At 66.9% G+C, this 13,231-nt stretch carries 13 protein-coding genes; 7 read left to right on the top strand and 6 right to left on the bottom strand.

Annotation, left to right across the window (positions count from 1 at the left end; translation table 11 throughout):
- The first annotated feature begins 36 nt into the window (after positions 1 to 36).
- Complete coding sequence (locus tag E2E30_RS06575; RefSeq protein ID WP_133188356.1) at positions 37 to 675, top strand: NAD(P)H-dependent oxidoreductase; 639 nt, start codon at positions 37 to 39, stop codon at positions 673 to 675.
- On the opposite strand, the gene E2E30_RS06570 is transcribed toward E2E30_RS06575, so the two are convergent.
- Together E2E30_RS06570 and E2E30_RS06565 are read right to left on the bottom strand one after the other, a co-directional pair.
- A complete protein-coding gene (locus E2E30_RS06570; protein ID WP_133188354.1) occupies positions 649 to 1,869 on the bottom strand; it encodes an acetate/propionate family kinase in 1,221 nt (406 codons plus the stop codon). The two genes, E2E30_RS06575 and E2E30_RS06570, sit on opposite strands and share 27 nt — an antisense overlap.
- The gene (locus E2E30_RS06565) at positions 1,866 to 4,226 is read right to left on the bottom strand and encodes a phosphoketolase family protein (RefSeq protein ID WP_133188352.1); all 2,361 of its coding nucleotides are present in this window, start codon (positions 4,224 to 4,226) and stop codon (positions 1,866 to 1,868) included. Before E2E30_RS06565 ends, E2E30_RS06570 begins: the two co-directional genes overlap by 4 nt.
- A 389-nt stretch (positions 4,227 to 4,615) precedes the next feature.
- Between E2E30_RS06565 and E2E30_RS06560 the strand changes: the two genes are divergently transcribed.
- Positions 4,616 to 7,006, top strand: a complete 2,391-nt coding sequence (locus E2E30_RS06560) for a hybrid sensor histidine kinase/response regulator (RefSeq protein ID WP_335925466.1) — start codon at positions 4,616 to 4,618, stop codon at positions 7,004 to 7,006.
- Here E2E30_RS06560 and E2E30_RS06555 read toward each other — a convergent pair.
- The gene (locus tag E2E30_RS06555) at positions 7,003 to 7,908 is read right to left on the bottom strand and encodes a transporter (protein ID WP_240699057.1); all 906 of its coding nucleotides are present in this window, start codon (positions 7,906 to 7,908) and stop codon (positions 7,003 to 7,005) included. The two genes, E2E30_RS06560 and E2E30_RS06555, sit on opposite strands and share 4 nt — an antisense overlap.
- Before the next feature lie 172 nt (positions 7,909 to 8,080).
- Here E2E30_RS06555 and E2E30_RS06550 point away from each other — a divergent pair, with 172 nt between their 5' ends.
- The 4 genes from E2E30_RS06550 to xth are packed head-to-tail and all read left to right on the top strand — an operon-like array spanning position 8,081 to position 11,121.
- Positions 8,081 to 8,467 carry a thiol-disulfide oxidoreductase DCC family protein gene (locus E2E30_RS06550; RefSeq protein WP_133188348.1) on the top strand — a complete coding sequence of 129 codons (387 nt, stop codon included), beginning with the start codon at positions 8,081 to 8,083 and terminating at the stop codon, positions 8,465 to 8,467.
- Positions 8,464 to 8,958: a DUF427 domain-containing protein gene (locus E2E30_RS06545; RefSeq protein ID WP_133188346.1), complete on the top strand. Its 495-nt coding sequence runs from the start codon at positions 8,464 to 8,466 to the stop codon at positions 8,956 to 8,958. The genes E2E30_RS06550 and E2E30_RS06545 overlap by 4 nt, the downstream gene beginning before the upstream one ends.
- 10 nt (positions 8,959 to 8,968) lie before the next feature.
- Complete coding sequence (locus E2E30_RS06540) at positions 8,969 to 10,324, top strand: ABC1 kinase family protein (protein ID WP_133188344.1); 1,356 nt, start codon at positions 8,969 to 8,971, stop codon at positions 10,322 to 10,324.
- Positions 10,321 to 11,121, top strand: a complete 801-nt coding sequence (xth, locus tag E2E30_RS06535; RefSeq protein ID WP_133188342.1) for an exodeoxyribonuclease III — start codon at positions 10,321 to 10,323, stop codon at positions 11,119 to 11,121. The genes E2E30_RS06540 and xth overlap by 4 nt, the downstream gene beginning before the upstream one ends.
- On the opposite strand, the gene E2E30_RS06530 is transcribed toward xth, so the two are convergent.
- The 3 genes from E2E30_RS06530 to E2E30_RS06520 all read right to left on the bottom strand — a co-directional run bounded on the left by E2E30_RS06530 (position 11,114) and on the right by E2E30_RS06520 (position 12,774).
- Positions 11,114 to 11,389: a hypothetical protein gene (locus tag E2E30_RS06530; RefSeq protein WP_240699056.1), complete on the bottom strand. Its 276-nt coding sequence runs from the start codon at positions 11,387 to 11,389 to the stop codon at positions 11,114 to 11,116. The genes xth and E2E30_RS06530 overlap by 8 nt on opposite strands.
- A 38-nt stretch (positions 11,390 to 11,427) precedes the next feature.
- Entirely contained in the window at positions 11,428 to 11,649 is a 222-nt protein-coding gene (locus E2E30_RS06525) for a hypothetical protein (RefSeq protein ID WP_133188340.1), read from the bottom strand.
- A 99-nt stretch (positions 11,650 to 11,748) separates the two neighbouring features.
- A complete protein-coding gene (locus E2E30_RS06520) occupies positions 11,749 to 12,774 on the bottom strand; it encodes an alpha/beta fold hydrolase (RefSeq protein ID WP_133188338.1) in 1,026 nt (341 codons plus the stop codon).
- Positions 12,775 to 12,926: 152 nt separating this feature from the next.
- On the opposite strand from E2E30_RS06520, the gene E2E30_RS06515 reads away from it, so the two are divergent.
- Entirely contained in the window at positions 12,927 to 13,226 is a 300-nt protein-coding gene (locus E2E30_RS06515) for a putative quinol monooxygenase (protein WP_133188336.1), read from the top strand.
- The last annotated feature ends 5 nt before the right edge of the window (positions 13,227 to 13,231 follow it).

Here is a 13,231-nt window from a genome sequence, read left to right as displayed (position 1 = left end):
GCACCGCAGGGTATCGCGTTTACAAGGAGATCTCGCATGCCTGACACTCGTTCCAAGCCACCGCGGCACGTCGTCATCCTCTGCCATCCTGAGCAGGACAGCTTCAACGCAGCGATGGCCGCAGCGTATAGCGCGACGGTGCGCGAGCAAGGCCATGAGGTGATCGTCCGCGATCTCTATGCGATGGGGTTCCATCCCGTGCTGAAATCGGCCGAGCGCCCGGGGCCAGGCGAGCGCCAATTTGCAGACGTCGCCGAAGAGCTCGCGGTGCTCAAGGACAGCGACGTCTTCGTCCTCGTCTATCCGATCTGGTTCGGTGGGCCACCGGCGATGCTCAAGGGCTATGTCGAGCGTGTGCTCGGCAGCGGGGTGCTGCCCGATGCGGTCTACGAGGGTACCGCCAAAGGCGTGCTGGCGGGCAAGCAATTGCTCAGTTTCACGACCTCGGGCCTGAAGGAGATATGGCTCGACGAGATGGGCCAGTTGCGCGCGCTCACCCAGGCGTTCGACCATTATATCGAACACGCCTTTGCGATGGCGCCGTCGCGGCACGTGCATTTCGGCCATATCACCCCCGACATGGAGCCGGGCTGGGCGCGGCGCCACCTCGAGGAAGTTCGCGGCCAGGCGCGCGCGATCGTCCGCGCGCTAGACGGGCTCATCGTCGCGGAGTGAGCGGTTGCTCGCGCCGAGCAGGTCGGCACTGTGCAGCGCGATCTGCGCGTCCTCCTGCGCAGCGAGCACGCGGAGCACGACGCGCGAGGAATCGCCGCTGATCGTCTCGGCGCCAGCGGCATTGCGGGCGGGATCGAGCGCGACTCCCATCCAGGCGAGCGCCGTCGCGGCGGTCGCTCGCACCCCGCAATCATGCTCGCCGATCCCGCCGGTGAAGACGATCATGTCGACCCCACCGAGCGAACACGCCATCGCGGCGAGCATCTTGGCGAGCGAGTGCCCGAACATCGCGATCGCAAGCGCGGCGTCCGGCTCGGTCGGCGCGGCGGCGTTGAGCCTGCGCAAGTCACTGTCGATCCCCGATATGCCGAGCATTCCGCTCTCGCGGTCGACCAGCGTGGCCAGCGTCGCGGGCGTGTAGCCGCAGTCGCGGAGCAAATGCAGCAGGATGCCGGGATCAAGGTCGCCGGTGCGCCGCCCCATGATCAGCCCGCCAGTCGGGGTCAGCCCCATGCTGGTGTCGACCGAGCGACCGGCGCGCACCGCGGTGACGCTCGCGCCATTGCCGAGATGCGCGATGATCAGCCGCTCGGGCAAAGCCGGCCCGAGGTGCCGAACGATCGATTCACACGAGAGGCCGTGGAAGCCGTAGCGCCGTACTCCCCGATCGCGCAGTGCCTTGGGGAGCGGGAGCGTGCTCGCCACCGCCGGCATCGTCGTGTGAAAACTGGTGTCGAAACAGGCGATCTGCGGGCAACCCGGGAAATATCCTTGCGCGGCGCTTATCGTCGCCAGCGCGGCGGGGATATGGACTGGCGCGAAGCTACGGACGCTTTCAAGCTGATCGAGCACCGCATCGTCGATCAGCACCGGCGCGAGCAAGCGCGGCCCACCGTGCACGAGGCGATGCCCGATCGCGGCCGGGGCAGGAAGGTCCGAGCGTTCGAGCACATCGACGACATGGCCGATCCAGGACCCCGGCACGGCCTCGCCGAGCGAATGGTCGACATGGAAGCGTCCGGTGGCAGAAGCTGCATGCAGCCGAACTGCGCCGCCGCCCTCGGTCTCGATCTCGCCCGTCAGCAGCGGCTCGGCCTTGCCTCCGGCGACATCGAACAGCCCGAACTTGAGCGACGACGATCCGCCATTGAAGGTCAGGATCACCGTCCCCGCGCTTTCGCCGGCAGCAGTCACGCCGACCAGCGCCAGTCCAGGATCTCGGGCAGATCCTCGCCATGTTCGGCGATGTAGAGCTTGTGGCGTTCGATCGCCGCCCAATAGCGGTCGCGCGCCGCCGGCACTTGCGCCTTCAACCGCGGGATCCGCTCGATCGCGTCGAGCGCGAGGCGATAGCGGTCGAGATCGTTGAGCACGACCATGTCGAACGGCGTCGTCGTCGTGCCCTCCTGCTTGAAGCCGCGGACGTGGATGTTGTGGTGGTTGGTGCGGCGATAGGTCAGCGTGTGGATCGTCGCCGGAAAGCCGTGAAACGCGAAGATCACCGGCGTGTCGGTGGTGAACAGCGCATCGAAGGCGTGATCGTCGAGTCCGTGCGGATGTTGATCGCTCGGCTCGAGCACCATCAGGTCGACGACGTTGACGAAGCGGATGCGGATGTCGGGGACTTGCTCGCGCAGCAGCATCACCGCCGCCAGCGCCTCGAGCGTGGGGACGTCGCCCGCGCACGCCATCACGACATCGGGCGCGTCGTCCTGCACGCCCGCCCAGTGCCAGATCCCCGCACCTGCGGTGCAATGCCGCACCGCCTCATCGATACCGAGCCATTGCCACTCTGGCTGCTTGCCCGCGACGATCAAATTCACATAGTCGCGACTGCGCAAGCAGTGATCCGCCACCGACAGCAGGCAATTGGCGTCGGGCGGGAGGTAGATGCGCGCGATATCGGAGGTCTTGTTGGCAACCTGATCGATAAAGCCCGGGTCCTGGTGCGACAGGCCATTATGGTCCTGCCGCCAGACGTGCGAGGTGAGCAGATAGTTGAGCGAGGCGATCGGGCGCCGCCACGCGATCTTGCGGCTGACCTTGAGCCATTTGGCATGCTGGTTGAGCATCGAATCGACGATGTGGGCGAACGCCTCGTAGCACGAGAAGAAGCCGTGCCGACCGGTGAGAAGATACCCCTCGAGCCAACCCTGGCAGAGATGCTCGCTCAGCACTTCCATCACGCGCCCGCTCGGGCTCAGGTTGACGTCGACCGGTTCGACCTCGCCCATCCACGCCTTGCCCGACACGTCATAGACCGCGTCGAGCCGGTTCGAGGCGGTTTCGTCGGGCCCGAACAGGCGGAAGTTCCGGCTGTCGAGATTGAGCCGCATCACCTCGCGCAGATACTGGCCGAGCACGCGCGTCGCTTCGGCCTCGACCCCGCCGGGAGCGGTGAGCGCGATCGCGAAGTCGCGGAAATCGGGCAGCGACAGCGGCTGGAGCAGTGCGCCGCCATTGGCGTGCGGGTTCGAGCTCATCCGGCGATGCCCGGTCGGGGCGACCGCCGAGATCGCCTCGGTGATCTTGCCGTTCGCGTCGAACAGTTCGGCCGGGCGATAGCTGCGCATCCAGGCGTCGAGCTGGTCGATATGCTCGGGCTTCTTGAAATTGGCGATCGGGACTTGATGCGCCCGCCATGTGCCTTCGACGGGCAAGCCATCGACGATCTTGGGGCCGGTCCAGCCCTTGGGCGTCCGCAGTACGATCATCGGCCAGCGCGGGCGTCCGTGGGAAGTGGCGGGGGCCTCGCGCGCATCGGCCTGGATCGTCTTGATCGCACGCAGCACCGTGTCGAGCGTCGCGGCCATCTGCTGGTGGAGCAACGCGGGGTCGTCGCCTTCGACGAAATACGGTTCGTGGCCATAGCCGTGGAGCAGCTCGGTCAGTTCGCTCTTGCCGATCCGCGCGAGGATCGTCGGGTTGGCGATCTTGAAGCCGTTGAGGTGGAGGATCGGCAGCACCGCGCCGTCGCGCGCCGGGTTGAGGAACTTGTTGCCGTGCCAGCTCGCGGCGAGCGGCCCGGTCTCGGCTTCGCCATCGCCGACGACGCAGGTGACGATCAGGTCGGGATTGTCGAACGCCGCGCCATACGCATGGGCGAGCGAATAGCCGAGCTCGCCGCCTTCGTGGATCGACCCCGGGCATTCGGGCGAGACATGGCTCGGGATCCCGCCGGGCCAGGAGAATTGGCGGAACAGCCGCTCCATGCCACTGCGGCTGCGCTCGATCGCGGGATAATGCTCGGTGTAGGAGCCTTCGAGATAGGCATTGGCGACCAGTCCGGGGCCGCCATGCCCCGGTCCGATGATATAGATCATGTCGAGATCGTCCGCGACGATCAGCCGGTTGAGGTGCGCGTAGATGAAATTGAGGCCAGGCGTCGTGCCCCAGTGGCCGAGCAAGCGCGGCTTGATGTCGGCGAGGCTGAGCGGCTGTTCGAGCAACGGATTGCCGCGCAAATAGATCTGCCCGACCGAGAGATAGTTGGCCGCGCGCCAATACGCGTCGAGCGCCGCGACCTGTTCGGGGGAAAGGGGATCGGACATGAGCGGCTCCGCAAGGGCCCCGGGGCAGGACCAGCTGCCGACGCGGCGGCCCCGCGCGCAACCGCGCGAGATCCGGCGACCGACCCGACGCTCGTCGCCGTTTGAACGCGCGCTCGCTATACGGGCTTACCCGTAGAGCGCTCCATCGGCATCCGCTGCAGCGGCTTGCGGGCATATTCGCAATCGCGGCGAGGACTGACACGTCGGCCCGCGGCACCCATCGCCACAATCGTCGAAATTGCTGGTGTGATCAGAGGTTGCGATGTGCCCTACGAGCACGGTAACGCTACTTTCCGGCATGCGCGCGCATGCCGCTTGCGGAGGTAGGGTTGGTACGCGGAACGCAAGACGGCATGCCGGAACGCAGCGGAACCGCTGCGCGCTCGCGCGTGGCCGACTTGCTGGACGCCGTCGACTGGGCGGCGCATCCGCTGGGCCCGCGTGAGGGCTGGCCGACATCGCTCAAGGCGACGCTTCATCTGCTGCTGGCGTCGCCCGAGTCGATGTACCTGGTGTGGGGCAAGACACGTACCTTCTTCTTCAACGACGCCTATGCGCCGATCCTCGGGCCACGCATCGACGGGGCGATGGGCGCGCGCTTCGACGTGGTGTGGGCCGATGCTTATGCTGCGGTCGAACCGATGTTCCTCGATGCCCTGCGCGGTACGCCGTTTCGCGTCGTCGATCATCCCGTTCCGATGGCGCGCTGGGGCGAGCCCGAGGAAACGTGGTGGACCTTTTCCTTCTCGCCCGTCTTCGATGATCTGGGCGCGATCACCGGGGTGCTGTGCATCACCAGCGAGACGACTGCGACGGTCGTCGAGGTCGAATCGAAGCGCCGCGTCGACCTTGCGCTTCAGCAAGCCGAGCAAAGCCTGCGTCGCGCCGAGGAAGCGGGGCACATCGGCGTCTTTACGGTCGACCTCGCGGAGGGAACGTTCACCGGATCCGCCGAGTTCTACCATTTGTTCGGCCTATCCGATGATCGAACGACCGACGTGACTCGGATCGAGGACATGATCCTGCCCGAGGATGCCGCGATCGGCTCGAATGCCGCGGTGCGAGCCTCGCAGGCGATGGCGTTGCAAGTCGAATATCGCATCCGTCGCGCCGATACGCAGGAAGTGCGCTGGATCGAACGTCGCGCCGAATTCGAATATGATGCGAACGGCACCGCGGTGCGGCTGCTTGGCGTGGTGCAGGATGTGACCGAGCGCCGCGCGGATCGTGACGCGCTCGCCAAGCTCAACGCGACGCTCGCGGCGACGGTGGTCGAGCGCACCCAGGCCCTGCTGCTGCACGAAAACATCATCCAGTCGGACGCCACGGCGATTTGCGCGTTCGACACCGACTATCGTCTCATCGCGTTCAACCAGGCGCATAACGACGCCTTTTTCCGAAGCCACGGTTTCTACACCAAGCTCGGCGACGTGTTCTTCGAACTGTTCGTTCCCGAGCAGCGCGCGGCGATGCACGCCTTGATGACGCGTGCCTTGCACGGCGAAACCTTCGTCACCGAAGCCCAGTTCGGCAATCCAGAGATCGAAGCCCCGAGCTGGGAAATCCGCTATTCCCCGCTGCGCGACGCCGAGGGGCGGATCATCGGCGCGTTTCATCATGCGCGCGACGTGACCGGCCGGCTGCGCGCGAAGGCCGAACTCGCAACCGCGCAGGAGGCGTTGCGCCAAGCGCAGAAGATGGAGGCGATGGGCCAGCTCACTGGCGGCGTCGCGCACGATTTCAACAATCTGCTGACACCGATCGTCGGCGCGCTCGATCTGTTGCAGCGCAAGGGCCTTGGCGGCGAGCGCGAGAAGCGCTTGATCGACGGCGCTGCGCTGTCGGCCGAACGCGCGCGGACGCTGGTCCAGCGGCTGCTCGCCTTTGCGCGGCGGCAGCCGCTGCAGGCGGTTGCGGTCGACGTCGCTGCGCTGGTGCGCGGGATGATCGATCTCGTCGCCAGCACGATCGGTCCGCAGATCCGCGTGCTGGTCGAGGCCCCCCACGACCTCCCCACCGCCACCGCCGACCCGAACCAGCTCGAGATGGCGCTGCTCAACCTGGTGGTGAATGCCCGCGACGCAATGCCCGATGGCGGAACGCTGCGGATCGCGGCGATGCCCGAGACGATCGCGCAGGACGGAGATCTCGCACCGGGCCGCTACATCTGCCTGTCCGTCACCGATACGGGCACCGGGATGAGCGCGGAGACGATGGCGCGCGCGGTCGAGCCGTTCTTTTCGACCAAGGGGGTCGGCAAGGGGACTGGGCTCGGCCTGTCGATGGTCCACGGCCTTGCCTCACAGCTCGGTGGCGCATTGCGGCTGCGCAGCACGGCGGGGGAGGGCACGTGCGTCGAATTATGGCTCCCGCAAGGGCAAGCTGTGGCACCGCTCGTCTCCGCAGCGGTGCCGCCTGTGCTCGAGGCATCGCGCGGGACGGCGTTGCTGGTCGATGATGAGGAATTCGTGCGCTTGAGCACTGCAGCGATGCTCGGCGAGCTGGGATATGACGTGGTCGAGGCGGACTCGGCGGAGGCGGCGTTGGCGCTGATCGACGCCGGTGTGGCGCCTGATCTGGTGGTGACCGACCATCTGATGCCGGGAATGACCGGATCGGACTTCGCGCGGAGGCTGCTGCGCGGCGATCCGGCGCTGCCGGTGCTGGTGATCTCGGGCTATGCCGAGAGCGAAGGAATCGCGCCCGATTTGCCGCGGCTGACCAAGCCGTTCCGGCGCGACGAACTGCTGCGCAGCCTCGTCGCGCTCAGCCACGGCTAGAAGCGGGTCGACAGACCGGTATACAGCTGCAGCCCAGGGGTTTCGCGGTTGAGCCCGATATACGCCGCGGCATCGAGCTGGAGCGTCTTGGTCAGCTGATACGAGGCCGCCACATCGGCCGAATATTGCTGCGTGTTATGCCGCGGCTCGAAGCTCTCCTTGGTCCAAAATTCGGCATAGACCGTCGCATTCTTGCCCACCGGGTGCGACAGGTTGATGAGGTTGACGAGCTCGAAATGATGGCCCGTAACGGGGTCCTGGTTGGGCGAGCCTTGGTTGGCCGAGATATCGAACTCGGGGCTGGTGGTCAGCGTGAACTTGGCGGGCAGGGGAATGTTGACCGGAAGCGCAACGCTGCCCTCCCATTTGCCGTTGCCGACGACCGAGCCGGCCGTCGGCGCCTTCACCGATCCGATCACCGCAACGTGCGTCATCGAGCTGTCGGCGGTCAGTCGCTGCTTCGCGCGGACGAACAGATCGCCGACGCCGCCGTCGGTCGTCACGCTGCCATCGGCCATCCGCGTGCGGACGGTCTGGTACGGGGCGATGTTGACCTCGACATCGGTGTGCTTCCCGACGCCGTATTTGAGCGTGGGGTTGGTGTAGAGGATCGTATCGGTGCGAACGCCGTCGAGCGTCTCGCGCGTCCAGTCGATGAAATCGGTTTCGAGCTGAAAGGCGCCGGCGGGTACGGTGCACGCGACGCTCGCGCGCGTTGGGCGGTCGGTGCAGATCGGCGTCGGACTTGGCGCGACATTGTTTGGGAGCGGCCCGGTGCCCTGTGACGGATCGCCCTGCGCAGGTTCCTGCGCGAGCGCCATGCTCGGCATCGCTGCAAGGGCGAGAAGGATCAGCGCGCGCAGGCGCGGGGTCGAGAGGGCGGTGCCGCAACGGTTGGTCATCGTCGTTCCATGCGATGCGCGCGCGGCCGGAGCAAGCGGCAGTGACATGATCGGGGTCAACCGCGACTGGTGCGTTTCCATCAGCACGGTGTCGATCGCATCGCAACGGACGCATTGCCAGCGCCCGCGTCCGGGTGCATCCGAACGCTGCACTCCGGCGTTAGGCAATCGCATGAACCGTGAAGCCCCCCTTGGATCGAAGCGCGTCACCGTCTGGTTTGACGGCGGTTGCCCGCTGTGTCGGCGCGAGATCGCCGGGATACGGCGGCTCGACCGGGCGCAGCGGATCGAGTTTGTCGACGTTTCGGGCGATGCTCCCGCCGCTTGTCCGATCGACCGCGCCGATCTTCTGGCGCGCTTCCACGCGCGCGAGGAAGGCCAGATCCTGTCGGGCGCCGCGGCGTTCGCCGCGATGTGGCGCGCGATTCCGGTGCTGCGGCCGCTTGGATTGGTGGCGCGCAATCGCCACATATTGGCGATGCTCGAACACGCCTATCGTCTGTTTCTGCGGGTCCGCCCTCGGTTGCAGCGCCTCGCTTTGGGATGGGACCGCCGATGACACCCGAACCGATTCCACCAGCGCCCGGCCAGGAAAGCGTCTGGTCGTTCCCGCGCCCCGCGATCGCCGAGCCGAGTTCGGCGCGGATCGTGATCGAGCATCGCGGCGTCGTGCTCGCCGATACGCGCGCCAGCATTCGCACGCTCGAGACGAGCCATCCGCCGAGCTATTACATCCCGCGCGCCGATATTCTGGAAAGCGCGTTGCGCCGTGGTGCGGGCAGTTCGTTCTGCGAATGGAAGGGGGCCGCGACCTATTGGGACGTCGTGCTCGACGGCGAGACGCTGCCAAGCGTCGGCTGGAGCTATCCGAGCCCAACCCGCCCCTTTGCGCTGCTGAAGGATCATGTCGCTTTCTACGCCGCGCCGTTCGATCGCTGCAGCGTGAATGGTGAGACCGTCGTGCCGCAGCCGGGGGGTTTTTATGGCGGGTGGATCACCTCCGCCTTTGCCGGGCCGTTCAAGGGCGTGCCGGGCAGCAGATTTTGGTGAAGGCGTCCGCATGACCGACGATCGCGACTCTCGCGGAAAATCCGTTCCCAGCGGGCGCATCGCGCGGCTCGGGGTGTTCGGCCGGTTGGCTGGCGGTGTCGCGGGCGGCGTGCTGGCGGAAGGCGCGCGTCGGATCGCCGATGGCCAGCGGCCGAAGATGAGCGACTTGCTGCTCACCCCCGCCAATATTGGGCGCGTCGCCGATCAGCTGTCGCACCTGCGCGGCGCGGCGATGAAGCTGGGGCAAATGATCTCGATGGACTCGGGCGATTTCCTCCCGCCCGAGCTGTCGCAGATCCTCGCGCGGCTGCGCAACAACGCACATCACATGCCGCCGGCGCAGCTCCAGCAAGTGCTCGCGCGCGATTGGGGCAAGGATTGGCGGCGCCGATTCGCGCGCTTCGATGCAGGGCCGCTCGCCGCGGCGTCGATCGGCCAGGTCCACCGGGCGCGCACCCCCGACGGGCGCGATCTGGCGATCAAGGTGCAATATCCCGGGGTGCGCGACAGTATCGATTCGGATGTCGACAATGTCGCGACGCTGCTGCGCGTGTCCGGCGCGCTGCCCAAGTCGATCGACATCGCGCCGCTGCTCGCCGAAGCGAAGCGGCAACTCCACGAAGAGGCGGATTACGTCCGCGAAGGTGAGCAGCTCGAGCGCTTCGGTGCGTTGCTGGCGGAGGATCCCGCCTATGTCGTGCCGGTGCTCGACCGCGAATTCAGCGGGGCGGACGTCCTCGCGATGAGCTTTGTCGAGGGCGTGGCGATCGAATCGCTCGTCGATGCCGAGCAAAGCGTGCGCGATGCGGCGATGGAGTCGCTGATGGCGCTGGTGCTGCGCGAGATGTTCGAATTCGGCCTGATGCAGACCGATCCGAACTTCGCCAATTATCGCTATCAGCCGGCGACCGGAAAGCTCGTGCTGCTCGATTTCGGCGCGACCCGCCCGGTCGCGCCGGAGACGGCAGACGGCTATCGGCGGCTCCTCGAAACCGGGCTTGCAGGCGACCGCGCGGCGGTGCGCGACGCCGCGGTCGGTGCCGGGTTCCTGGGGGATGCAGCGGTCGCGCGGCACGGCGCGCTGGTCGATCGGATGATCGACGTGATCCTTGTCGAGCTCAACCGCGCGGGCCCGTTCGACTTCGGTGACCGCGCATTCGTCGGCGTCTTGCGCGATCAGGGGATGGCGATGGCCGCCGACCGCGACACGTGGCACGTCCCGCCGATCGACACGCTGTTCGTCCAGCGCAAGATCAGCGGCACCGCCTTGCTCGCCGCGCGGCTGAAGGCGCGCGTCGATGTCAACGCGATGGTCGTAAAGGCGCTCGCGCCGGCAAGCGACCGCCCGGCCAGCGAAGCTGCGTGAAGATTGCGACGTACAACGTCAACGGGGTCAACGGCCGCTTGCCGGTGCTGTTGCGCTGGCTCGCCGAGAGTGGCCCCGACGTCGTGGTGCTGCAGGAACTGAAAGCACCGCAAGACAAATTCCCCGAGGCCGCGATCCGCGATCTTGGCTATGACGCGATCTGGCACGGACAGAAGAGCTGGAACGGCGTCGCGTTGCTCAGTCGCGTCGGCGAGATCCACGAGACGCGGCGGGGTTTGCCCGAGGATCCCGACCCTGCGCAGAGCCGCTATCTCGAAGCGGCGGTCAACGGGGTGTTGATCGGCGGCCTGTATCTCCCAAACGGCAACCCGCGGCCGGGGCCGAAATTCGACTACAAGCTGCGCTGGTTCGACGCGCTGATCGCGCACGCCGCGGAGTTGCTCGAGTCCGGCTTGCCCGTGCTGCTGGCGGGCGATTTCAACGTGATGCCGACCGAGCGCGACGTCTACAAGCCCGAGCGCTGGGTCGACGATGCGCTGTTCGCGCCCGAGATCCGCGCAGCGTTCGCACGGCTGGTGGGGCAGGGGTGGACCGACGCGCTGCGGACGATCCACCCCGATGCGACGATCTACACCTTCTGGGACTATTTCCGGAACGCCTATGCGCGCGATGCGGGGTTGCGGATCGATCACTTGCTGCTGAGCCCTGCGCTCGCCGGTCGCCTGGTCGATGCGCAAGTCGATCGCGACGTGCGCGGGTGGGAGAAGACGAGCGATCACGCGCCGGTCTGGATCGAACTTGCCGACGCGCCCGTGCGCAAACGCCGCGCTAGCTGAGACCCGCGAACCAATCGGCGTAGGGCGTGGTGCGCGCCATGTGGCGCGTATAATCGGGCGCGGCGTCATCCCACCAGACCGGGCCGCGTTCGCCGAGCGCGTGTTTGGCGGTATCGACCGCGGCGCGTGCGGTCTGTTCCGCGGTCTTGTCCTTGGCCCGCAGCGCCGCGCCGACCGCGCGGCGTGCATCCATCAAGTCCCCGACCAGCGCCGTGCGGGTCGCTGCGTCGAGCGCGGGATTGCTCTTGCGCCAGAGCCGCCCGCGCACGACGAAATAGCGCCCGTCGGGCGTGGTGGGATAGTCGCTCAGTGCTGTGCGCGCGCAGCAGCCTTTTGCGCGCGTGCCTGCTTGGCGTAGTGGTGGTGTGCGATCGCGCAGCCTGCGACGGCGCCCATCACGGCGTGGCCCTTGCCGACGAAATGGCCCGCAACACCGCCGGCGGCAGCACCGCGGATGCAGCCCTTGGCAAGCACCGGCGAGGCCGAGGCGAGGGCGGCGGAAACGGCAATGAGCGAAACGATACGCATACACAATGTCCTTTGCAGAGGATCTGGAAACACGGGCCTTGCCGTTCTGGTTGCACGCTGTCGCGTGAAATTATCGTCACGTTTCGGCCGTTTCAGGAGTCACGGGCGCGCAAGTTCGGCGCGCAACAGCGGCGCGAAGCCTGCTGGATCCTCGACGTGCGGCGCATGACCGGCGCCCGCGATCCGCACGATCCTGGCATCGCGGAAGCGACGGACCGCGACTTCGGCCGCTTGCGGCACCGTCTGGACGTGCGCTCTGACGGCGACCGGCGCGGTGTTGGCGCGAAACGCGGTCACGTCGCGCTGGCCGATGATGAGCGACACCGGCGCGGCGACGCGGTCGAGTTCGGCCGCGACGGGCTGCGTTTCGAGCATATCCGACAGCCGCGCCTGCGCGTTGCGCACGCGCTCGCCGTCGGGGCCGGCATATTGGCCCGCCAGCATGGCGACCCAACGGTCATACGCCGGGCGCCATTCGCCGTGATAATAGGTGCGCTGCTGATACGCCTTGATCGACGCGGCGTTCGTTTTCGCCTCTTCCTGCCGCAGCGCGCCAAGCTCGGTATAGGGCACGCCTTGCGCCAGCGTGTCGTTGAGGCCGAGCGGATTGACGAGCACGAGCCGCTCGACTCGCTGCGGGTAGAGCAAGGCGAAGCGCACCGCGAGCACGCCCCCGGTCGAATGCCCGACGAGCAGGACCTTGCCCGCGTCGGCCTGGTCGAGCAGCGCTTGCGTCAGCGTCGCGAGCGCGGCGAAACTGTACTGATAGCCGGTCGGCTTCGACGATTTGCAGAAGCCGATCTGGTCTGGCGCGAGGACGCGGTAGCCGTGCGCCGCCAAGTCGACGATCGTGTCCTGCCATGTCGCCGAGCAGAAGTTCTTGCCGTGGAGCAGCACGACCGTCTTGCCGTTCGCCGGGGTGGTGGGCGCGACATCGAGATATGCCATCCGAACGGGCGCGCCTTGCGACTGTGTCGCGTACCAGCGGACCGGGAAGGGATAGGCGAAGCTCTCGAGATTGGCGCCGAGCGGTGTCGTCATGGGCGCGGGCTGAGGCGGTGCCGCATTCTGCGCCGTCGCCGATGAAGCGGTCGCGACCAGGAGGAACGGGAGAAGACGGCGCATGACGGGATTCCTAACCCCCGGGCAGCGGGGGACGACCGTCCAATGACCCGAGATGTCGCGGGTTCCATTGTTTCCCGGCCTCACCCTGCGCATCGCTTGCTTTGTCGCGCGCGAGACCCCAGGTCTGGGCTCACGAAACAGGAGTGAATTTCATGGCCGTCAAGATCGTCGCCTTCATCACCGTCAAACCTGGTTCGGAAGAGGATTTCATTGCCGCCGCCCGCACCTGCGTCGCGGCATCGCGCGCCGAGCCGGGCGTGCTGCATTACGAGTTGTGGCGCGAGACCGAGGGCGCGCAGCGCTTCGTGTTCAACGAGCTCTACGTCGATGACGCCGCCGTGCAGCAGCATATGGCATCGGACCATTTCAAGGCACTCGGTCTCGCCGCGCGCGATATCGCGACGGCGCGGCCCGAGATCATCGTGACGCATGCGATCGACGTCGCCGACTGACACCG

Origin of the sequence: Sphingomonas sp. AAP5 (genome assembly GCF_004354345.1) — a bacterium.
GTDB lineage: Bacteria > Pseudomonadota > Alphaproteobacteria > Sphingomonadales > Sphingomonadaceae > Sphingomonas > Sphingomonas glacialis.
Note: the sequence above shows the minus strand (reverse complement) of the source record. Positions and strands in the feature narration are given on the sequence as shown.

What these genes read in the sequence shown, in the direction of transcription:
- E2E30_RS06575 (WP_133188356.1), top strand. Translation starts at nt 37, where the DNA reads ATGCCTGACACTCGTTCCAAGCCACCGCGGCACGTCGTCATCCTCTGC.
- E2E30_RS06565 (WP_133188352.1), bottom strand. Translation starts at nt 4,226, where the DNA reads ATGTCCGATCCCCTTTCCCCCGAACAGGTCGCGGCGCTCGACGCGTAT.
- E2E30_RS06555 (WP_240699057.1), bottom strand. Translation starts at nt 7,908, where the DNA reads ATGACCAACCGTTGCGGCACCGCCCTCTCGACCCCGCGCCTGCGCGCG.
- E2E30_RS06550 (WP_133188348.1), top strand. Translation starts at nt 8,081, where the DNA reads ATGAACCGTGAAGCCCCCCTTGGATCGAAGCGCGTCACCGTCTGGTTT.
- E2E30_RS06545 (WP_133188346.1), top strand. Translation starts at nt 8,464, where the DNA reads ATGACACCCGAACCGATTCCACCAGCGCCCGGCCAGGAAAGCGTCTGG.
- E2E30_RS06540 (WP_133188344.1), top strand. Translation starts at nt 8,969, where the DNA reads ATGACCGACGATCGCGACTCTCGCGGAAAATCCGTTCCCAGCGGGCGC.
- E2E30_RS06525 (WP_133188340.1), bottom strand. Translation starts at nt 11,649, where the DNA reads ATGCGTATCGTTTCGCTCATTGCCGTTTCCGCCGCCCTCGCCTCGGCC.
- E2E30_RS06520 (WP_133188338.1), bottom strand. Translation starts at nt 12,774, where the DNA reads ATGCGCCGTCTTCTCCCGTTCCTCCTGGTCGCGACCGCTTCATCGGCG.
- E2E30_RS06515 (WP_133188336.1), top strand. Translation starts at nt 12,927, where the DNA reads ATGGCCGTCAAGATCGTCGCCTTCATCACCGTCAAACCTGGTTCGGAA.